At 69.1% G+C, this 19,671-nt stretch carries 18 protein-coding genes, 1 pseudogene and 1 riboswitch; of the genes and pseudogenes, 12 read left to right on the top strand and 7 right to left on the bottom strand.

All coding sequences use genetic code 11. The annotated features are described in order from the left end of the window. The first annotated feature begins 25 nt into the window (after window positions 1-25). Window positions 26-679, top strand: coding sequence for a DUF2799 domain-containing protein (locus tag DI526_RS10285; protein ID WP_304277275.1), 654 nt, complete (start codon window positions 26-28; stop codon window positions 677-679). A gap of 1 nt (window position 680) precedes the next feature. Here the strand turns inward: DI526_RS10285 and DI526_RS10280 are convergent, their stop codons facing one another. Both DI526_RS10280 and cobO read right to left on the bottom strand, forming a co-directional pair. Further along, window positions 681-1,085, bottom strand: a complete 405-nt coding sequence (locus DI526_RS10280; protein ID WP_304277273.1) for a DUF1636 domain-containing protein — start codon at window positions 1,083-1,085, stop codon at window positions 681-683. Beyond that, window positions 1,082-1,708: a cob(I)yrinic acid a,c-diamide adenosyltransferase gene (gene cobO / locus DI526_RS10275; RefSeq protein WP_304277271.1), complete on the bottom strand. Its 627-nt coding sequence runs from the start codon at window positions 1,706-1,708 to the stop codon at window positions 1,082-1,084. The genes DI526_RS10280 and cobO overlap by 4 nt, the downstream gene beginning before the upstream one ends. Window positions 1,709-1,737: 29 nt before the next feature. Beyond that, window positions 1,738-1,929, bottom strand: a riboswitch (cobalamin riboswitch). A 165-nt stretch (window positions 1,930-2,094) separates the two neighbouring features. On the opposite strand from cobO, the gene DI526_RS10270 reads away from it, so the two are divergent. Beyond that, complete coding sequence (locus tag DI526_RS10270; RefSeq protein ID WP_304277269.1) at window positions 2,095-3,135, top strand: substrate-binding domain-containing protein; 1,041 nt, start codon at window positions 2,095-2,097, stop codon at window positions 3,133-3,135. A 55-nt stretch (window positions 3,136-3,190) separates the two neighbouring features. Here DI526_RS10270 and DI526_RS10265 read toward each other — a convergent pair whose 3' ends face one another. After that, window positions 3,191-3,574: a GFA family protein gene (locus tag DI526_RS10265; protein ID WP_369691961.1), complete on the bottom strand. Its 384-nt coding sequence runs from the start codon at window positions 3,572-3,574 to the stop codon at window positions 3,191-3,193. Window positions 3,575-3,697: 123 nt separating this feature from the next. Between DI526_RS10265 and DI526_RS10260 the strand changes: the two genes are divergently transcribed. Further along, entirely contained in the window at window positions 3,698-4,270 is a 573-nt protein-coding gene (locus tag DI526_RS10260) for a DUF4337 domain-containing protein (RefSeq protein ID WP_304277267.1), read from the top strand. Window position 4,271: 1 nt separating this feature from the next. Here DI526_RS10260 and DI526_RS10255 read toward each other — a convergent pair whose 3' ends face one another. The 3 genes from DI526_RS10255 to DI526_RS10245 form a co-directional block, all read right to left on the bottom strand. After that, window positions 4,272-4,604, bottom strand: a complete 333-nt coding sequence (locus tag DI526_RS10255) for a hypothetical protein (protein ID WP_304277265.1) — start codon at window positions 4,602-4,604, stop codon at window positions 4,272-4,274. 15 nt (window positions 4,605-4,619) lie between these two features. After that, complete coding sequence (locus DI526_RS10250) at window positions 4,620-5,258, bottom strand: DUF882 domain-containing protein (RefSeq protein ID WP_304277263.1); 639 nt, start codon at window positions 5,256-5,258, stop codon at window positions 4,620-4,622. Window positions 5,259-5,333: 75 nt separating this feature from the next. Continuing rightward, complete coding sequence (locus DI526_RS10245) at window positions 5,334-6,827, bottom strand: murein L,D-transpeptidase (protein ID WP_304277318.1); 1,494 nt, start codon at window positions 6,825-6,827, stop codon at window positions 5,334-5,336. A gap of 220 nt (window positions 6,828-7,047) precedes the next feature. On the opposite strand from DI526_RS10245, the pseudogene DI526_RS10240 reads away from it, so the two are divergent. The 5 genes and pseudogenes from DI526_RS10240 to DI526_RS10220 all read left to right on the top strand — a co-directional run bounded on the left by DI526_RS10240 (window position 7,048) and on the right by DI526_RS10220 (window position 14,725). Then, window positions 7,048-8,847 (top strand): annotated as a pseudogene (locus DI526_RS10240) (glycoside hydrolase family 15 protein). A gap of 107 nt (window positions 8,848-8,954) precedes the next feature. Further along, window positions 8,955-11,855: a TonB-dependent receptor gene (locus tag DI526_RS10235; RefSeq protein ID WP_304277261.1), complete on the top strand. Its 2,901-nt coding sequence runs from the start codon at window positions 8,955-8,957 to the stop codon at window positions 11,853-11,855. Window positions 11,856-11,971: 116 nt separating this feature from the next. Then, entirely contained in the window at window positions 11,972-12,757 is a 786-nt protein-coding gene (otsB, locus tag DI526_RS10230; protein ID WP_304277259.1) for a trehalose-phosphatase, read from the top strand. Continuing rightward, on the top strand, window positions 12,754-14,241 hold the full coding sequence (gene otsA / locus DI526_RS10225) for an alpha,alpha-trehalose-phosphate synthase (UDP-forming) (RefSeq protein WP_304277256.1): 1,488 nt from the start codon (window positions 12,754-12,756) through the stop codon (window positions 14,239-14,241). Before otsB ends, otsA begins: the two co-directional genes overlap by 4 nt. Window positions 14,242-14,308: 67 nt before the next feature. Beyond that, window positions 14,309-14,725 (top strand): hypothetical protein, encoded by a 417-nt coding sequence (locus DI526_RS10220; protein ID WP_304277255.1) that lies wholly within the window; start codon window positions 14,309-14,311, stop codon window positions 14,723-14,725. Window positions 14,726-14,758: 33 nt separating this feature from the next. Here the strand turns inward: DI526_RS10220 and DI526_RS10215 are convergent, their stop codons facing one another. Further along, a complete protein-coding gene (locus DI526_RS10215) occupies window positions 14,759-15,127 on the bottom strand; it encodes a BlaI/MecI/CopY family transcriptional regulator (RefSeq protein ID WP_304277253.1) in 369 nt (122 codons plus the stop codon). 184 nt (window positions 15,128-15,311) lie between these two features. Here DI526_RS10215 and DI526_RS10210 point away from each other — a divergent pair, with 184 nt between their 5' ends. From DI526_RS10210 to DI526_RS10195, 4 genes are all read left to right on the top strand, one after another. Next, window positions 15,312-16,136, top strand: a complete 825-nt coding sequence (locus DI526_RS10210) for a 2-keto-4-pentenoate hydratase (RefSeq protein ID WP_304277251.1) — start codon at window positions 15,312-15,314, stop codon at window positions 16,134-16,136. A 29-nt stretch (window positions 16,137-16,165) separates the two neighbouring features. Then, window positions 16,166-17,440, top strand: coding sequence for an MFS transporter (locus DI526_RS10205; protein WP_304277249.1), 1,275 nt, complete (start codon window positions 16,166-16,168; stop codon window positions 17,438-17,440). Between the two features lie 71 nt (window positions 17,441-17,511). Further along, a complete protein-coding gene (locus DI526_RS10200) occupies window positions 17,512-18,594 on the top strand; it encodes an oxidoreductase (RefSeq protein WP_304277247.1) in 1,083 nt (360 codons plus the stop codon). Between the two features lie 63 nt (window positions 18,595-18,657). Then, window positions 18,658-19,671: PQQ-dependent sugar dehydrogenase (locus DI526_RS10195; protein WP_304277245.1), on the top strand; the 1,014-nt coding region annotated here is incomplete at its 3' end.

The raw sequence follows: 19,671 nt of genomic DNA, 5'->3' as shown, positions 1-19,671 counted from the left end.
CTGAAAACGAGCTCGGGAGGTTGAAGTGCGCGTCCACGCCATGCGGTCCTTGATCGCCGGGAGCTTCGTGATCTTGGCGGGCCTCACGCTCGCGGCCTGCGCCACGCTCAGCAAGCAGCAGTGCCTGCAGGGCGACTGGCGCGCGATCGGCTACAACGACGGCGCCGACGGCCGCCTGATGAGCCGGATCGACGACCACGCCAAGGCCTGCCAGAAGACCGGCGTCACACCGGACATGAGCCTTTACGCGCTAGGCCGCGAGCAGGGCCTGATGCGCTATTGCACGGAGGCCAACGGCTTTCGCGTGGGCCGTGACGGCCATGCCTATAAGGGCGTCTGCCCGCCGCCGGTCGAGCCCGAATTCCTCGGCGGCTACGCCGACGGCGAGCGGGTCCACGCCGCCGAAAGCCGGCTGGCCAGCGCCCGCTCCGACCTCGACAGCGCCGACGCCCGGGCCGATCGGCGGGCGCGCCAGGCCGATGGGGTCGAGGACGAGCTGCGCAATCCCAAGCTGACCGAAGAGCAGACCCGCGAGCTGCGCGATCGCCTGCACCGCCTGCGTCGCGAACGCCGCGAGGCGATCGAGGACGGCCGCCGGGCCGCCGACGCGATCCGCGACGCCGAGCGCGAGGTCGACGACCTGAAGGCCCGCTTCGCCCCGCGCTACGGCTGGTGGTGAGCTAGTCGGCGACCAGCTTGCCCGCCGGCGGCACGCGGACGATGAAGTGGCCCTTCACGCCCTCGGGCCACTGGCGGTAGGGCACGACGCCCTCCTCGCTGTCGGCATAGGCGACGGCGTAGTCGAGGATCGCCCGGGCGGCTTCGGCGGTCGGCTCGAAGCGGCCCAGGATGTAGCCGATCTTGCCGGGCGCGCGCAGGTGGACCGAGCAGTGCTGGCCGCAGTTGAACAGGCACGGCATGGTCTGGACCGCCACGCCCGTTCCATCCGCCGCCTCGCGCAGAGCCTTCGCCAGCAGCGCCCCGCCCCGGACGCCGTCGGGACTGTCGCGCTCCTCGGCCGAGAAGCGGCAGGTGTCGCAGACCACCACCGCCGGGCCGTCGTCGGCCTCGCGCAGGATGCTCAAAACTCGATCCCCGCCTGGGCCTTCACGCCGGCGCGGAACGGATGCTTGACCTGGGCCATCTCGGTGACGAGGTCGGCGGCCTCGATCAGGGCCTCGGGTGCGTTGCGGCCGGTGATCACCACGTGCTTGCCCTCGGGCCGCGCGGCGACGACCTCCAGCACCTCGGCCAGCGGCAGGTAGTCGTAGCGCAGGATGATGTTCAGCTCGTCGGCGATCACCATGTCCCAATCTTCGGGGTCGAGGATGCGGGTCTTGATGACCTCCCAGGCCTGGCGGGCCACGGCGATGTCGCGGGCGCGGTCCTGGGTGTCCCAGGTGAAGCCCTCGCCCATCGGCCGGAACTCGACCTGGTCGGGAAAGGCGTCGAACACGACCTTCTCGCCGGTGGTCATTGCGCCCTTGATGAACTGGATGATGCTGACCCGGTGGCCGTGGCCGATGGCGCGGATCGCCATGCCGAGCGACGCGGTCGTCTTGCCCTTGCCCGCCCCGGTGTGGACGATCAGCAGCCCCTTCTCGATGTTCTTCTCGGCCATCATCTTGGCCCGCGCCGCCTGGATGGCCTTCATCCGGGCGTTATGGCGCGCGTTCTTTTCAGCCTCGTCTTGCGGTGCTTCGTTCATCGTCCGTCCTTCGCCGGACACCCCGCCGGCCGCGTTGATGTGACGAAGGCCGGTCTCCTGGCTTACGCCCTCCTGTCGCGGCGCCTTCCCAGGAGGTTGAACTCCCAGTGGCGTGAGGCCGCGACGATCGACGGACGATCACAGTTGCGGGGGCAGCCGCGGATTGTCACCGCGTTCCCGGAGGCCTTTTGGGCCTCCATGCCTTCGCCGTCCGGGGTAGGCTTGGTCGCCCCGAGGGTCAAGCCGATTGGTCGAGCCCCTCGCAATGGCCAAGCTTCGTCCGCACACGGACGCTGTCGTAAAACTGTCTTCGAACTGTGACAAAAGCCAGCCCATCGGTCCGGCATGCTCCCCCACGTTCCCCGGACGACACAGGATTTGACGACATGAACAAGCTCCTTGGCGCGGTTGCGACCATCGCCCTGCTCGCCGTCGCCGACCAAGCCCACGCGGCCCGCGACTACGTCTGGGCCGCCGGCTCCTCGACGGTGTTCCCGTTCTCCACCCGCGTGGCCGAGAACTTCTCGAAGAAGACCGGCAAGAAGTCGCCCAAGGTCGAGAGCCTCGGCACTGGCGGCGGCATCAAGATGTTCTGCGGCGGCACGGGCGAGAAGTTCCCCGACATCGCCAACGCCTCGCGTCCGATGAAGAAGTCCGAGTTCCAGGCCTGCCAGAAGGCCGGCGTGAAGGACATCGTCGAGCTGAAGATCGGCTTCGACGGCATCGTCGTGGCGACCGACAAGCAGGGCCCGGACTTCAACTTCAAGCTCGAGCAGCTGTACCTGGGCCTGGCCGACCAGACCCTGCGCGGCGGCCAGCTGGTCAAGCAGCCCTACAAGACCTGGAACGAAGTCGGCCAAGGCCTGCCCAAGGCCCGCATCCTGGTCTACGGGCCGCCGCCGACCTCGGGCACCCGTGACGCCTTCGTCGAACTTGCCATGGAAGGCGGCGCGGCCAAGCTGCCGACGCTTGCCAAGATGAAGGGCGAGGACGAGAAGAAGTTCAAGGCCACGGTTTCGCCGATGCGCACCGACGGCGGCTGGGTCGACGCCGGCGAGAACGACAACGCCATCGTCGGCACGATCGAGAAGACCCCGAACGCCCTGGGCGTCTTCGGCTTCTCGTTCCTGGAAGAGAACGCCTCGCGCATCAAGGGCGCGGCGGTCAACGGCGTGAAGCCGACCCCGGCGGCGATCGCCAGCGGCCAGTATCCGCTGTCGCGTTCGCTCTACATCTACGTGAAGAAGTCGCAGGTCGGCGTGACGCCGGGCCTGAAGGAGTTCGTCACCGAGTTCGTGTCGGACGCCGCGACCGGTCGCGGCGGCTACCTGCAGGGCCGCGGCCTGATCCCGCTGCCCCCGGCCCAGCACGTGGCGATGAAGAGCAAGGCCGGCGCCATGCCCGCCATGCCGGCGCCGAAGGAATAGGGCGCTCACCGCGCGATCGCCTTGAAGGGCGGCGGTCTTCGGGCCGCCGCCCTTTTCATTTCAAGCCGAACGGCCCATCGCCGCAGCCCGGAGACCAGGGGACGTCGTCCGGCGCATATTCGTGGAACGACGCCCGCACGCCGGGATCGTCGTCCAGGCAGCTGGCCGCGACGGCGATCACCCGGCCCGTGTCGGGGTCGCCGAACGCCGTGCCGCAGCGGCGGCAGAACGTGCGGACGAAGCGGAACGGCGGCCGGGGCTTGTAGCGGGTCAAGAGCGCTCGGCCCGCCAGCCAATGGAACGCCTCGGCCCGGACATAGGCGTAGGTGACCGACCCCGCCTTGCGACAGCGGGAGCAATGGCATGTCCCCATCATCGCCGGCGGCTCGAACAGCTCGAACCGAACGCCGCCGCACAGGCAGCTTCCCCTGATGGCCAAGCGCATCTCCTTGGTTTGCCCAAGGAACCTGCGCCCCTGCTGCCGCCAGCGCGGTGTCAGCAGGCTTCGCCACGAAACCGCCCTGCTCCCGCGTCAAGGCGTCGCGGACACCGGAGCTTGAGCATGGACATCGAGATTTCCGCCGAGGCCAAGAGCAAGGCCCTCAACCGCATGGTCGCGATCACCGTGGTCGTGCTGTCGGTGTTCCTCGGCATCATGAAGATCAAGGACGACAACCTGGTGCAGTCCATGCAGCAGGCCAAGGCCGACGCGGTCGACACCTGGGGCGAGTACCAGGCCGCCAAGACCAAGCTGCACATCACCGAGGGCTCGCTGGACGAACTGACCCTGCTGCGCGGCGTGGCGAAGGCGGACGACACGGCGGCGTTCGACACGCGTCTGGCGGCCCTGAAGGCCCAGGTGGCCAAGTACCAGGCGGAGATCCCGGTCCTGGCCGCCAAGGCGCGGGGTTTCGAGCAGCGCTACGACGCCCTGAACTATCACGACGACCAGTTCGACATGTGCGACGCCCTGGTCTCGATCGCGGTGTCGATCGCCGCCGTAGCCGCCCTCACTGAGAGCGCGAGGGTGCTCTACGCCAGCTGGGGCTTCGGCGCGTTCGGCGTGCTGATGGGCCTGTCCGGCTTCTTCGGCTGGATGATCCACCCGGACCTGCTCAGCCGCTTCCTGACCTGATCTAGCGCGTCCGCGAGGTCATGCCGGCCGCGGCGGCGTCCTCGGCGACCTGGGGATCGAGCTGAGCGGGCGGCGGCGGCGCGGCGGCCGGCGCGGTGTCCGGCGGCGGCGTGGGCGAAGCGGTCTCCACGGCCGGCGCCGTCTCGACGTTGGACGGCGCGCGCATCGCCGAGTCGGCCGCCTGCTCGGCGGCGGAGACACGCGGCTCGGTGACGTCCTCGACGCCGCCGTCGTCGCCCAGGTTCAGGAAAAAGATCGCCACCAGGGTGGTCAGGACGCCGAGGACGAAGCCGACAAAGATTGAGCCGAACCGGCCGCCACGACGCTCGCTCATCCTACCTCGCTTCGATCACGCGCCCTTCCACTGGCGCACCCGGCCCACGTCCACGTGGACGAACCGGCTCTGCGGGTAATAACCCACACCCCCCATGCCGAGATCCAGGGCGGCGGCCCTGACATGTTCGAGGGCGACGTCTTCCAGATAGATGTCCATCGCCTTGCCCTCCATGTGGAGGCTGTGCTTGGCGACCTCGCCGCTGCGATTGGCGAGCATCCTGTTGGTCGCCGGCGAGCGATAGCCGGAGATCACCTGAAACGGGGACTTGGTTTCGGTGCGGGCCTGGATCTTGGCCAGGATGTCGTAGAGGCCGGGGTCCATCGGATGGACCTGGTCGTTGCGATAGTCGCGCAGCACCTTGTCCAGGGCCTGGACGGCGTCGGGGACATAGTCGCCGTTCTCCCAGTAGGCCGCCTCCAGCTTCTCGCCCGTGTGGACATTGTGCAAATGCACCCAGCGGGTTTCGACAGGGGCCGGAACGGCCGCCACGGTCGGGCGCAGAGCGGGCTGCGCGGGAACGGGCGGCGCGGTCGGATGTTTTCCCTGCAGGATCGCGCCGATGATGTCGTCGTCGGCGCGCGCGGCCGCGAGCGGTAGAAGTCCGGCCCCGAAAGCGCCCAGCCCCCACTGGAGCAGCTTACGTCGATGCATGCGTTTACGCCCTTACCCGACACTGAAGAGCGGGCAGGACACCGCAAGAGCGTTAAGAATGCAAGCTGAGCCGGGTCAAAGTGCGGCGATACGCTGCACGAGCTCCTTGTCCCAGCCATACGGATCGTCGCGGAAATTCACCTGACCGTCCGGGGTCACATAGGCCGTCCAATAGAGCAGGAAGACCGCGATCTGCTGGGGCAGCTTGGCGCGCACGGTATCGCCCGAGGCCAGGGTCGCGTCGATCTTTTCGGGCGCCCAGACCGGGTCGCCCGCGAGCAACAACTTCACCAGCTCGATCGGCTTTTGCAGGCGCACGCAGCCGTGGCTGGCCAGGCGGCTGAAGCTGTCGAACTTCGAGCGGCTGGGCGTATCATGCAGATAGACGCCGTAGGGGTTGCTGAAGTCGAACTTCACCTGGCCCAGGGCAGCCTTGGGTCCAGCCTTCTGCTGCAGGCGCGAGCCGCCGTCGTCCGTCGGGATGACGATGAAGTCATTGCGCGCCAGATAGCCGGGGCTGGCCTTCTCCTTCGGCCAGAGCTCCTTGGCCGCGATCGACTGCGGCACGTTCCAGGGCGGGTTCAGCACCACGCTATGAATCATCGACGACAGCATCGGCGTCTCGTCGCCCGGACGGCCGGTGACGGCGCGCATGGTCAGGGTCGGCGTGTCTTGCTGGAAGACCGACATGACGGCGGCGGCGACGTTCACCTGGATGCGGTCGGCCGGCAGGGTCTGGGGCAACCACCGCCAGCGCTCCATATTGGCCTCGATCTGGTCGATGCGCCGCTGGACCGGGACGTTGAGGGCGTTCAGCGTTCCGGGCCCGACCACGCCGTCGGGATTGAGGCCGAACCGCTTCTGGGCCCGCTGCACGGCCTGGACCAAGGCCGGATCGTAGACGTCGCTTCCGGTGCGGGCGACCGTGGGATCCTCAACCGCCAGCCGGGTCCGCAGGGTCTTCACGCGCGGGTCGGCCATGCCTTCGGTCAGGCTCTGCCCGGCCGGCACGACGCTCCAGCCGCCCTTGGCCGCGAGACCGCGATAGGTCGAAAGGCCCGTCATCAGCGTCTGGTAGCCGGTGTAGGGCGGCGGCAGGCTCGCCAGCCAAGCGGCGACCCGGTCTTGTTGGACGGCGGCGGCGAAATCCGGCGCAGGGTCGTAGGCCTCCGGCCGCAGCCCCCACTCCGCCATGAACCCGCTGGCCGGCAGGCGGCCCACATGGACGGCGCGGGCATAGGCCAGGGTCAGGTCGATCAGTTGCGCCTGTCCCTTGGCGCGGGCGGACGGGTCGGCCAGCAGCGCCATCGCCGCGTCCGGCGCGAACCTTTCGGGCGGCAGGCCATGGGCGCCCGCGCCGCGCAGCGCCTGGGCCAGGGCCTCGACCTGCGGCGCGCTCAACGACAGGGCGGCGAGATCCACGGGCGGCGCGGCCGGGACGACCGGGACCGCCTGGACCTGACGGCCGGCGGCGACGGGCGGGCTCTGGGACTGGGCCAGAACAGGCGAGACGGGCAACACGCTCAGCGCCGCCGCCAGGACGCCGCAGGATCTCAAGACTCGCTTCACCGTCACTCTGTCCGTCGCCCTCGCGCGGCCGCGCCGCGTCACAAAGTTCAGATGGTCGCCTGGACCTTCGCCGTCAACGCGACGGGCCGCGCCCCCACCCTTCCGCCGCCAAGCCGCGACGGATTTCTCAAGGATAGGAACCCGCAAGCCACACCGTTGGTTTCACCCCGGCAAGACGAACCGCTGGGGGCGGCCGACAGGGGCGCTAGGAACAAGACCTTTGGACAAGAAGACGCTCGACCTTTTTCCGATCGGCAACTGCGCGGTCAGCGCCCTGATCGACACCGCCGGCCGCTTCGTCTGGGCCTGCGCCCCGCGCGTGGATTCCGACCCCGTGTTCAGCGCCCTGCTCGACGATGCGGACCCCGATGGCGCGGACGCCAAGGGCCTGTGGGACGTGCAGGTCGACCGCCGGGCCGAGGTCCGCCAGGGCTATATCCGCAACACGCCGATCCTGCGCACCGAGATCGCCGACCAGGACGGGGCGCGGATCGAGATCCTCGACTTCGCGCCGCGCTACCAGCAGTTCGGCCGCATCTTCCGCCCCACCGCCTTCATCCGCCTGATCCGCCCCCTGGTCGGCGTGGCGCGCATCACCCTGCGTCTGCGACCGACGGCCGGCTGGGGCGCCAAGGTCGCCGAGCACACGCGCGGCTCGCATCATATCCGCTACCTGTGCTCGGACATGACGATGCGCCTGACCACCGACGCGCCGGTCTCGCACATCCTGGAAGAGCGCGCGTTCCGCCTCGAGCGGCCGATCGCCATGTTCCTGGGCGCGGACGAAGGCTTCGAGGCGCCCGTCGGTCCGACCTGCGAGCGAATGCTGCGCGAGACCGAGAGCTACTGGAAGCTTTGGGTGCGGGGCCTGGCCGTGCCGCTGGACTGGCAGACGGCGGTGATCCGCGCCGCCATCACCCTCAAGCTCTGCCAGCACGAGGAGACCGGCGCGATCGTCGCGGCCCTGACCACCTCGATCCCCGAGCACGCCGACAGCGGCCGCAACTGGGACTACCGCTACTGCTGGCTGCGCGACGCCTATTACGTGGTCCAGGCCTTGAACCGGCTGGGCGCGGTCGACGTCCTGGAGAACTATCTCGGTTATCTGCGCAACATCGTCGATCGGGCCGAGGGCGGCCATATCCAGCCCCTGTTCGGCGTCGGCTTCGAGGAGGTGCTAACCGAGACCGTCGCCCCCGACCTGCCCGGCTAACGCGGCATGGGGCCGGTGCGGGTCGGCAACCAGGCCTATGAGCACATCCAGAACGACGTCTACGGCCAGATCGTGCTGTCGACGGTGCAGGCCTTCTTCGACGAGCGCCTGCTGCGCCCGGCCACGATCGACGACTTCGAGGCGCTGGAGCCCGTGGGCGAGCAGGCCTTCCGCCTTCACGACCAGCCTGACGCCAGCCTCTGGGAGTTCCGGGGCCGCGCCAATGTCCACACCTATTCCTCGGCCATGTGCTGGGCCGCGTGCGATCGCCTCGGCAACGCCGCCGAGAAGCTGGGCCTGTCCGAGAAGGCCGCCTTCTGGAACGGCCGCGCGGCGCATGTCCGCAAGGTGATCGAGGACCGCGCCTGGAACGAGACGCTGGGCCGCTTCGCCGCCACCTTCGAGGGCGACGAGCTGGACGCCTCCCTGCTGCAACTGGTCGACCTGCGCTTCCACAAGGCCGAGGACCCGCGCAACCTGGCGACCCTGAAGGCCGTGGAGGAAGGCCTGCGGCGCGGCGCCTACCTGCTGCGCTACGCCATCCCCGACGACTTCGGCTCGCCGCAGACGGCGTTCAACATCTGCACCTTCTGGCTGATCGAGGCCCTGCACCTTCAGGGCCGCTCCGACGCGGCCCGGGCTCTGTTCGAGGATATGCTGTCGCGGCGCACGGGGGCCGGGCTGTTGTCCGAGGACATCGGTTTCGCGGACGGTGAGCTGTGGGGCAACTATCCGCAGACCTATTCGCTGGTCGGGCTGATCAACTGCGCGGTGCTGCTGAGCCGCCCCTGGACGTCCGTCCGTTAGGCGAACGCTAGGCCAAGTTGTTGCAAGCTCGGCAAACACTGAAATCCGGACGCCACATCGCGCAGGCATCGGCGGTCCTGGGACTTGATAGACTTCGGAGACGCGCGGTGACGAGCAGCAAGCTGGCCCTGGTCGGGTTCCTGGGATTCGTCGCGGCCGGCGCCGCCCAGGCCCAGGAGACACCGCCCGCCCCCGCCGCGCCCCAGGCCAAGCCCGCCGCGCCGGCCCCGGCGCCGGCCGCGCCGCGCGCGACTCAGGCCGCGCCGAAGCCCGCCCAGACCGCGGCGACGACCGAGGACGCCGACACCGAGGTCGAGGCCATCACCATCACCGCCAGCGGCAAGCCCTATGGCGCGGTGCTGGGCGACATCCCGGCCGAGGAGACCTTCAGCGCCGCCGACGTGCGCGCGTTCGGCGTCTCGTCGATGGACGACCTGCTGACCGAGCTGACGCCACAGACCACCAGCGGCCTTGGCGGCGATCCCGTCGTGCTGCTGAACGGCCGGCGCATCTCGGGCCAGGGCGAGATCCGCGACATCCCGACCGAGGCGATTCAGCGCGTGGAGATCCTGCCCGAGGAGGTGGCGCTCAAGTACGGCTACACCGCCGACCAGAAGGTCGTGAACATCGTGCTGCGCCAGCGTTTCCGCGCCTCGACCGTGGACGCCACGGTCGGCGGCTCGACGGACGGCGGCCAGATGAGCCAGCAACTGAACTGGAGCCAGCTGCGGCTGAACCGTGACGGCCGCACGAACCTGGCGATCAAGATCCAGAACGCCGACCAGCTGCTGGAAAGCGACCGCGACCTAGTCAGCCGGACGAGCACCGGGCTTTACGACTTCACCGGCAATATCGGCTCGGTCGACGGCGGCCCGCTGGCGAGCCTGAGCGCCCTGGCCGGAACGCCGGTCACGGTGGCGGGCGTCCCCGCCGCGGCCGCCGGCGGCCTCCAGCCCCTGTCGGCCTTCCTGCCCACCGCCGGCCGCGCCAACACCAGCGACATCCGCGATGACCGCACCCTGCTGCCGCGCAACCGGCAGCTGTCGATCAACAGCGTGACGAACCGCAACATCCTCGACAACGTGTCGGCCACGCTGAACCTGGGCCTGACCGCCTCGCAGACCGACTCGCTGCTCGGCCCGGCCCGCGCCCGCCTCCTGATCCCCGCCGCCGATCCGTTCTCGCCGTTCGGCCAGGACGTGGCGCTCTATCGCTATCTCGGCGACCAGGACGCCCTGGGCCAGACCAACCGCAACCTCGCGGGCCACGCCGGCTTCACTCTGAACCGCGACACCGAGGCGCTGCGCCTGTCGCTGACCGGCAATTACGACCACGCGATCAGCAAGACCGAGACCGACCGCAGCGTGGACGTCACCGGCTTGCAGACCCGCCTGACCGCGCTGGATCCGACCTTCAATCCGTTCGCGCCCCTGACCGGCCTCTCGCTCAACACCGACCGCGCCCGCTCGACCACCGACAGCGGCGACCTGCAGTTCGTCGCCAACGGCGCCCTGGCCAAGCTGAAGGCCGGCGACCTGTCGACGACCGTGAAGCTGGGCGTGACCGGCTCGCGCCTGACCGCCACCTCGCTCCGCTCCGGCGTCGAGAGCGACAGCGAGCTGTCGCGCGGCGACGCCAACGCCCAGGTCAGCTTCGACCTGCCGCTGGCCAGCCGCCGCAAGGGCGTGCGCGCTGGAATCGGCGACCTGTCGGCCAACCTGAACCTCGCCGTCCATTCCGTCTCGGACTTCGGCAGCCTGACCACGATCGGCGGCGGCGCGACCTGGTCGCCGATCAAGCCGGTCAGCTTCATCGTCTCGGCGACGCGCCAGGAAAACGCCCCCAGCATCAGCCAGCTGGGCAATCCGCTGATCACCACGCCCAACGCCCAGGTCTTCGACTATGTGCGCGGCCAGAGCGTCGACGTCACCCGGATCAGCGGCGGCAACGCGAACCTGCGGGCCGAGACCCGTAACGTCCTGCGGCTGGGCGCGACCTACAAGCCCGACCAAATCCAGGGCCTGTCCCTGACCGCCAACTACAGCCGCGTGCGGATCGACGATCCGGTCTCCAGCTTCCCGGCGGCGACGGCGGCGGTCGAGGCGGCCTTCCCCGACCGCTTCACCCGCGACGCCAACGGCGTGCTGACCCGCATCGACACCCGTCCCGTCAACTTCGCCAAGCGCGAGAGCGAGCAGTTCCGCTGGGGCTTCAATTTCTCGCGGCAGATCGGCAATGCGCCGCCGCCCCAGCCCGGCGATTTCCGTCCGCGCTTTGCCGGCGACCAGGCCGCGCGGCCCACAGCCGACGCGGCGGATCGTCCGCAGACGCCGCCAACGGAAACGCCCTCCGACCCCAACGCCGCGCAGCAGCAGGCCCAAGCCCCTGCCGTCGGCGACACCGTTCCGCGCACCGGCTTCGACGGCGGCGGTGGTGGACGCGGCGACGGCGCGCGCGGCCCGGGCGGGGGCTTTGGCGGCGGCGGCTTCGGCGGCCGGGGCGGCGGCGGCAATCCGCGTGCCACGCGCCTGCAGCTGGCCCTGTTCCACACGATCCACCTCAAGGAGCAAGTCACTGTCGCCGACGGCGTTCCGGTTCTCGACCTGCTGAACGGCGACGTAATCGGCTCGGGCGGCGGCCAGGCCCGCAACGAGGTCGAGGCCCAGGCGGGGATCACCAAGTATGGCCTCGGCGCGCGCGTCACGGCCAACTGGAAGAGCGCCACCCATGTCGACAGCGGCGTCGGCGGCGCCACGACCGACCTCGACTTCTCCAGCCTGGCCACCGTCAACCTGCGCCTGTTCGCCAATCTCGGTGTCCGCCGTGAGCTGGTGCAGCAGTACCCGATCCTGCGCGGGACCCGATTGACCCTGGCCGTCAACAACCTGTTCAACGATAAGCAAACCGTTCGCGACGCCAACGGCGTCATCCCGGTGACCTATCAGCCGGACTATCTGGATCCGCGCGGGCGCGTGGTGCAGTTCAGCGTACGGAAACTGCTCTTCTAGGGAGCGGGTCTCCCCCTCACCCCCTCCGCACAAACCCGTGAGCTTCAGCGTGCCGGCGGATCGAACCCGGCCGTTCGGCGTTCTTGGCGCATGTTGCTTACAGATGAGGGGGTTTCGTGATGACGGCCCAGCCTGTCGTGCGCGCGGGATCCGCGGATCTCTCGCCCCCGCCGTTCAACCTTCCCCGCCGCGCGGCCCTGTTCCTGGACCTCGACGGCACCCTGGCGCCGATCATGCCGCGCCCCGACGACGTCGGTCCCGACGCGCGGCGGGCTCGCGTGCTCGCCCGGCTGCGCCGGCGCTTCGACGACCGCGTCGCCGTAGTCAGCGGACGGTCCCTGCCGGACCTCGACCACATCCTGGGCGGCGGCGTGCGAGCGATCGGCGCGGTCCACGGCCTGGTGCGTCGCGCGGTGGATGGGACGATCACCGAAATCAAGCCCCACGCCGGCCTTGAGGACGCCCGCCGGATCCTGGGCGAGCTGGCCGACTGCGAACGCGGCCTGCTGTTCGAGGACAAGACGCTCAGCGTCGCCCTGCACTATCGCAACGCGCCGGCCTGCGCCGAGGCCGTGGTCGAGGCGGCAGAGCGCCTGTCGCAGGCCACGGGCCTGGTCCTGCAACTGGGCGACATGGTGGCCGAGCTTCGCACGCCCGGCGCCGACAAGGGCTCGGCCGTCGCCGCCTTCCTGGACGAGACCCCCTTCGTGGATGCGACGCCGATCTTCGTCGGCGACGACCTGACCGACGAGGACGGCTTCGCCGCCGCCCGCCGCCTGGGCGGGTTCGGCGTCCTGGCGGGCAAGCCGCGCCCGACGGAGGCCGATTTCCACCTCGACGGCCCAGAGGCCGTGCTCGGATGGCTGGAGCGCCTGACGGAAACCGCGGAGGTCCTTGCATGAGCCGCCTGATCGTCGTCTCGAACCGGGTCAATCCGCCCAACCCGTCCGAGGGCGGCGAAGGCAGCGTCGGCGGCTTGGCGATGGCCCTGGCGGCGGCCTTGCGCGAATACTCCGGCATCTGGTTTGGGTGGAGCGGAAAGACCATTCCGGAGTTCACCGGCCAGCTCAACATGCAACGCATTGAGGGCGTTACGGTCGCCACCGTCGATCTCGAGGAGACCGACTACCAGGAGTACTACAACGGCTACGCCAACAAGACGCTGTGGCCGCTGTTCCACTATCGCGTCGACCTGACCGCCTATGACCGCTCGTTCGGCGAGGGCTATGACCGGGTCAACCGCCGCTTCGCCGAGACCCTGGCGCCGCTGATCGAGCCGGACGATATCGTTTGGGTCCACGACTATCACCTGATCCCCGTGGCGCGGGAGCTGCGCCGGATGGGGATCACCAATCGGATCGGCTTCTTCCTGCATATCCCGTGGCCGGCGCATCAGTTAGTCGTCACCCTGCCCCGCCATCGCCAGCTGGTCGAAGCGCTGTTCGACTACGACCTGATCGGCTTCCAGACCGAGGAGTCGCTGCAGGCCTTCGAGGGCTATGTCTTCTCGGAGGTGCAAGGCTCGAAGAACGCACGCGGCGAGCTGGTCGCGTTCGGCCGCCGCACCTGCGCGGCCGCCTTCCCGATCGGGGTCGACGCCCAGGACTTCGCCGAGATCGTCAAGAGCGACAACGCCCGCAAGACCTACGACCGGATGATGGCCCACAGCGTCTTCCGCAAGATGCTCGTCGGCGTCGATCGCCTCGACTACTCCAAGGGCCTGGAGGAGCGGCTGATCGGCTACGAGCGGTTCCTGCACGACCATCCGGAGATGCGGCGCGAGGTGATGCTGCTGCAGATCGCCCCGATTTCCCGCGACGAGGTCGAAGCCTATCAGGACCTGCGCAGCCGGCTGGACGGCCTGATCGGCCGGATCAACGGCGCCTATGCCGAGATGGACTTCACGCCGATCCGCTACGTCAATCGCTCCTACCGGCGCGACGAGCTGGCGGGCGTCTATCGGGCGGCCAAGGCGGCCCTGGTCACGCCGCTTCGCGACGGCATGAACCTGGTGGCCAAGGAATATGTCGCGGCCCAGGATCCGGAGGATCCCGGCGTGCTGATCCTGTCGCGCTTCGCCGGCGCGGCGCGGCAGATGAAGGACGCCCTGATCATCAATCCCAACAGCCCGGAGGAGATCTCCGACGCGCTGGAGCGGGCGCTGTCGATGAGCCTGGCCGAGCGCAAGCGTCGCTGGGAATCCTTGTTCGACAACGTCCGCCGCGAAGACGTCACCGCCTGGCGCGACGACTTCGTGACGGCGCTGCGCGCGCGGCCGGGGCCGGACGCGGACGAGCAGACGGACGAGCCCGCGCCCGTCCGAACCCTGGACGTCGCCGCCCGGGCGCTGAAGTCGGGGCCGGAAGCGCGAGCGATGCGAGGCTAGCGCGGCGCGCCTTCGGCGGCTTAACCTGGGGACCGCAGAGCAGGTATCGAGAGACAGGAGGTCGAGGATGGCTGTTGAAACGCGGATGACGGCGGCGGCCCTGGCGGTCGCGGCGCTGATGGTCGCAACCGGCCAGGCCGCCGCGGCCGACGACAAGGGCGAGGCCAGCTTGGCCAAGATCCTCGACGGTCGGGTGGCCGGCGAGCCGGTGACCTGCCTCGAGACGGGCCGCGCGTTCGGCGCCGAGATCGTCGACAGGACGGCGATCGTGTACCGGATGCCGGACGGGGCGCTGTATGTGAACCGTCCGCAGGCCGGCGCCGCCAGCCTTGATCGTCAGGCCGTCCTGCAATCGCGGCCGCTGATCAACTCCACTTGCAGGGGAGATCGAGTGGATGTGATCGAAAGCGGCGGCAAGGGCGGCCTGGCGCGCGGTAGCGTGTTGCTGGGGGTGTTCACGCCCTACGCCAAGATCAAGCGCTGACCGCGCGTCGCGCCGACGACCTCTCGACCGTCTTTACCGCCCCTCTTCCAACCCCTCGATCAGGGTCTTCAGCTTGGCGACTTCCTCGGCCTTCAGCGGGCGGTGTTGCGCGAAGTGGCTGATCAGCGGCGCCAGCTGGCCGTCGAACAGGCGATCCAGCAGGCCCTGGCTCTCGGCCTGGACATAGGCGCTGCGATCGACCAGCGGGCGATAGCCGTGGCGGCCCTCCGCGCGCTCGGACTTGATCGCCTTCTTCTTCAGCAGGCGATTGATCAGCGTCTTGACTGTGGCCTCGCCCCAGTTCTGCGAGGCGCCGACCTCGGCGACCAGCTCGTCGGCCGACAGCGGCGCGCGGCGCCAGAGCGCTTCCATCACGTGAGATTCGGCGGCGGTGATGTGCATGACGCTTACATCCGTAAATCTTCGCGACGCTATACGCGCTGTAGCCGCTGTCAAGCCACAGGTCCGAGAGGCTGTTCCAGGCCCAAGTGTTTAGCGCCGCATTGTCAATGACACCGGTTTCCACTAGACACTGGACAAACCCGCCAAGCGGGACTTGGGCCGAATTCTAGGGAGGATCCGCGGCGTGACCGTTTCTGAGGCCGACTATAAGGCGTTCGCCCCCACGGCCATTGCTCCCCAGTTCGTAAAGGCGCGCCAGGACGGCGTTTCCGTTCCCGGCTATCCCGGCGACGTGATTCCCGCGACCATGGCTGACGGCTATGCGGTGCAGGACATCGCCATCGACCTGTGGCCCGACGAGCTGGTCGGCTGGAAGGTCGGCCTGGTGCCGCCGCAGCACCGCGAACGCCTGGGCGCCGAGCGCCTCGCCGGCTGTATTTTCAAGGCCAACGTGCAGGACGCCAGGACCGACGGCCAGCCCAACAGCTTCCGCGCCATCGACGGCGGCTTCTGCGCCGTCGAGGCCGAATTCATCATCCGCCTGGGCAAGGACGCTCCGGCCGACAAGACCCAATGGACCGCAGAGGAAGCCGCCGACTACGTGGGCGAACTGCTGGTCGGCGTCGAGATCGCCGGCAGCCCGCTGAAGACCATCAACGCCCTGGGACCGACGGTGGTGGCCTCGGACTTCGGCAACAACGATGGTCAGATCATTGGTCAGGCCATTTCCAACTGGCGCGACATCGCCTGGGAGGATATGCCGGTCGAGACCATCATCAACGGCAAGTCGGTGGGCAAGGCCACCGCGGCGACCATCCCGGGCTCGCCGCTGGCGGCTCTCGCCTTCCTGCTGGGCGCGGTCGCCGCGCGCGGCAAGCCGTTGAAGAAGGGCATGATCGTCACGACCGGCGCCACCACGGGCATTCACGACGTGGCCGCCGGCGACGTGGCCCACGTCGATTTCGGCCCGTTCGGAACCGTGGACTGCGTCGCGGCGCCGGCGAAATAAAAGAAACATAGGGAAGGAAGGCCAAGTCCATGGACGTTTCGAAAGCGCCCGAGCCCTCCGAGAAGATCGGACGGTACCGCTGGGTGATCGTCAGCCTGCTGTTCGCGGCGATGGTCATCAACTATGTCGATCGCCAGACGATCGGCCTGCTCAAGGCGGACCTCTCCAAGGAGTTCGGCTGGGACGAAACCCACTACGCCGATCTCGTCTTCTACTTCCAGCTCGCCTACGCCATCGCCTATCTGGCGTGGGGCAAGATCATGGACAAGATCGGGGCCCGCTGGGGCTTTGGCATCGCCTTCCTGATCTGGCAGGTCGCCCACATCGCCCACGCCGGCGCCAGCCACATCACCGGCTTCATCGCCGCGCGCATGGGTCTGGGCATCGGCGAGGCCGGCGGCTTCCCGGGCGGCATCAAGGCCGTGGCCGAGTGGTTCCCCAAGAAGGAACGCGCCTTCGCCACGGGCCTGTTCAACGCCGGCACCAACATCGGCGCCATCGTCACGCCGCTGGTCGTTCCGGGCATCGTGCTGGCCTTCGGCTGGCAGATGGCCTTCATCGTCACCGGCGTCGCGGGCCTGGTCTGGCTGCCGATCTGGCTGATCGTCTATCGCCGTCCCCGCGAGGCCAAGGGCCTGTCGGCGGCAGAGCTGGCGCACATCGAGCAGGATCCGGCCGACCCGGTCGAGAAGATCGCCTGGACCAAGCTGCTGACCAAGCGCGAGACGTGGGCCTACTCGCTGGGCAAGTTCCTGATCGACCCGATCTGGTGGATGTTCCTGTTCTGGCTGCCGGATTTCCTGGGCAAGCGCTATGGCCTGGACCTCAAGACCTTCGGTCCGCCGCTGATCGCCATCTACCTGCTGTCGGACGTCGGCAGCGTGGCCGGCGGCTGGATGTCCTCGACCCTGATCAAGAACGGCGCCAGCATCAACAAGGCCCGCAAGCTCACCATGCTGGTCTGCGCCCTGCTGGCCGTGCCGGTGATCTTCGCCTCCTACGCCAGCTCGGTCTGGCTGGCCGTGCTGATCATCGGCGTCGCCACCGCCGCCCACCAGGGCTTCTCGGCCAACCTCTACACCCTGCCCTCGGACGTGTTCCCGCGCGGCGCGGTGGGCTCGGTCGTCGGCATCGGCGGCATGCTGGGCGCATTCGGCGGCATGGTGTTCTCCAAGTACATCGGCAAGGTGCTGGACAGCATCGGCACCTACGCCCCGATCTTCCTGGTGGCCGGCAGCGCCTATCTGATCGCTCTGCTGGTCGTGCACCTGCTGGCGCCCAAGATGGAGCCGGTGAAGATCTGATCCTCGCGGTTCACGCGATCGCGATCCGGGCCGGGGAGCCATCCCCGGCCCTTTTCGTTTAAAGCTGCGCCATGCCTCACTCGCGCATCCTGAACGTCGCCCTGGTCGGATACGGCTATGTCGGCAAGACCTTCCACGCCCCGCTGATCGCCGCCACGCCGGGGCTCAAGCTGGCGACCGTGGTGTCCAGCGATCCGGCCAAGGTCGCCGCCGACCATCCGGAGGTCCGCGTCGTCGCCGATCTCCAGACCGCCCTCGCCGATCCCGCCATCGACCTGGTGGTCATCGCCACGCCAAACACTCTGCACGCCCCGCAGACGATCGCGGCGCTCGAGGCGGGCAAGCACGTGGTCGTCGACAAGCCCTTCGCGGTGACCGCCGCCGAGGCCCGGTCCATGGCGCAGGCCGCCGCGCGCGCCGACCGCCAGCTAGTGGTGTTCCACAACCGCCGTTGGGACAGCGATTTCCTCACGCTGCGACGGCTGATCGCCGAAGGCGCCCTGGGCGAGATCGTCCAGTACGAAAGCCACTTCGACCGCTTCCGCCCCGTCGTCCGCGACCGCTGGCGCGAGCGCCCCGGCCAAGGCGCCGGCGCCTGGATGGATCTTGGCCCGCACCTGCTGGACCAGGCGCTGGTGCTGTTCGGCCCGCCACTGGCGATCAGCGCCGATATCGGCGTGCAGCGCGCCGGACCGGGCGCGGACGACTACTTCCACGTCGTGCTGCGCTATCCGACCCTGCGCGTGATCCTGCACGGCAGCATGCTGACCGCCAGCGACCTGCGCCTGGCCGTCCACGGGACGGGCGGCAGCTTCGTCAAGCACGGCCTGGACCCGCAGGAGGCCCAGCTGAAAGCCGGCATGATCCCCGGGGCCCCCGGCTATGGCCGCGACAGCCGCCACGGCGTGCTGACCACGGTGGAGAACGACGCGCCCACCCACGCCGACGTCAGCCCCGAGCCCTCCGACTACCGCGCCTTCTACGCCGGCGTCCGCGAAGCGATCGTTGTGGGCGGGCCGTCTCCGGTGCCGGTGACTGAAGCGCTGCGGGTGATGGAGCTGCTGGAGTTGGCGCGTCAGGCCAGCGACGAACGGCGGGAGCTGAAGGTCGGGGCGGACTGGAGTGGTTTCTTCGACTCGCCGGGTGCGGACTGACCTGATCGTGTTTAGGTAAGAACCAAAGAGCCCCTTCCCCCAAAACTGTCCTAGGCTGGCCCCATGCGAAAAACTCTGCTGACCGCCTCCGCCGCCATCGCCGCCGCGCTCGCCGCCTGCGGTCCCGCCCCCGCCCAGCCGGGACAGGCGGGAGCTCCCGTCGAGACCCGCCCGCCGAACGCGCCCGAGCAGAAGCCGGCCTTCGCGGGCCAGACCCGCGGGCCGGGCCTGAGCTCCAACACCATCGGCCAGTACCAGGTGCTGGCCAGCGGCCTCGACCACCCCTGGGCCCTGGCCTTCCTGCCGACCGGCGAAATCCTGGTCACCGAGCGGGCCGGACGCCTGCGCGTGCTGACCAAGGACGGCAAGCTCTCGCCCGCCGTCGCCGGCCTGCCGGACGTGTTCGCGTCGGGCCAGGGCGGCCTGCTGGACGTGACGCTGGACCCGGCCTACGCCACCAACCACCTGATCTACTGGAGCTACGCCGAGGCCGACGGCGGCGTGAACGGCACCGCCGTGGCGCGCGGCAAGCTGGTGCTGGGCGCCGCGCCGAAGCTTGAGAACGTCCAGGTCATCTGGCGCCAGGCGCCGAAGATGGACAGCGCCCTGCACTTCGGGGGCAGATTGGTCTTCGCCCGCGACGGCAAGCTGTTCATCACCACCGGCGAGCGCTCGATCCTGCCGGGCCGCGTCCAGGCCCAGCATCTGGACGCCACCCTGGGCAAGGTGATCCGCATCAACGCCGACGGCTCGATCCCGGCCGACAACCCGTTCGCGAAGACGGCCGGCGCCAAGCCCGAGATCTGGTCGCTGGGCCACCGCAACATCCAGGCCGCCGCCCTCGACTCCAGCGGCGAGCTGTGGACCGTCGAGCACGGCGCGCGCGGCGGCGACGAGCTGAACCATCCCGAGCCCGGCAAGAACTACGGCTGGCCCGTCGTCACCTATGGCGAGGAGTACTCCGGCAAGCCGATCCCCGACAGCGTCACCCAGAAGGACGGCTTCGAGCAGCCGTTCTATTACTGGGATCCAGTGATCGCCCCGTCCGGCATGGCCTTCTACCAGGCCAACCTGTTC

The sequence above is a fragment of the Caulobacter segnis genome (genome assembly GCF_003243465.1).
Classification (GTDB): domain Bacteria; phylum Pseudomonadota; class Alphaproteobacteria; order Caulobacterales; family Caulobacteraceae; genus Caulobacter; species Caulobacter segnis_A.
This window is presented reverse-complemented; position numbering and strand designations above follow the sequence as displayed.

What these genes read in the sequence shown, in the direction of transcription:
- cobO (WP_304277271.1), bottom strand. Translation starts at nt 1,708, where the DNA reads ATGAACGAAGCACCGCAAGACGAGGCTGAAAAGAACGCGCGCCATAAC.
- DI526_RS10270 (WP_304277269.1), top strand. Translation starts at nt 2,095, where the DNA reads ATGAACAAGCTCCTTGGCGCGGTTGCGACCATCGCCCTGCTCGCCGTC.
- DI526_RS10260 (WP_304277267.1), top strand. Translation starts at nt 3,698, where the DNA reads ATGGACATCGAGATTTCCGCCGAGGCCAAGAGCAAGGCCCTCAACCGC.
- DI526_RS10255 (WP_304277265.1), bottom strand. Translation starts at nt 4,604, where the DNA reads ATGAGCGAGCGTCGTGGCGGCCGGTTCGGCTCAATCTTTGTCGGCTTC.
- DI526_RS10250 (WP_304277263.1), bottom strand. Translation starts at nt 5,258, where the DNA reads ATGCATCGACGTAAGCTGCTCCAGTGGGGGCTGGGCGCTTTCGGGGCC.
- otsA (WP_304277256.1), top strand. Translation starts at nt 12,754, where the DNA reads ATGAGCCGCCTGATCGTCGTCTCGAACCGGGTCAATCCGCCCAACCCG.
- DI526_RS10220 (WP_304277255.1), top strand. Translation starts at nt 14,309, where the DNA reads ATGGCTGTTGAAACGCGGATGACGGCGGCGGCCCTGGCGGTCGCGGCG.
- DI526_RS10215 (WP_304277253.1), bottom strand. Translation starts at nt 15,127, where the DNA reads ATGCACATCACCGCCGCCGAATCTCACGTGATGGAAGCGCTCTGGCGC.
- DI526_RS10205 (WP_304277249.1), top strand. Translation starts at nt 16,166, where the DNA reads ATGGACGTTTCGAAAGCGCCCGAGCCCTCCGAGAAGATCGGACGGTAC.
- DI526_RS10200 (WP_304277247.1), top strand. Translation starts at nt 17,512, where the DNA reads ATGCCTCACTCGCGCATCCTGAACGTCGCCCTGGTCGGATACGGCTAT.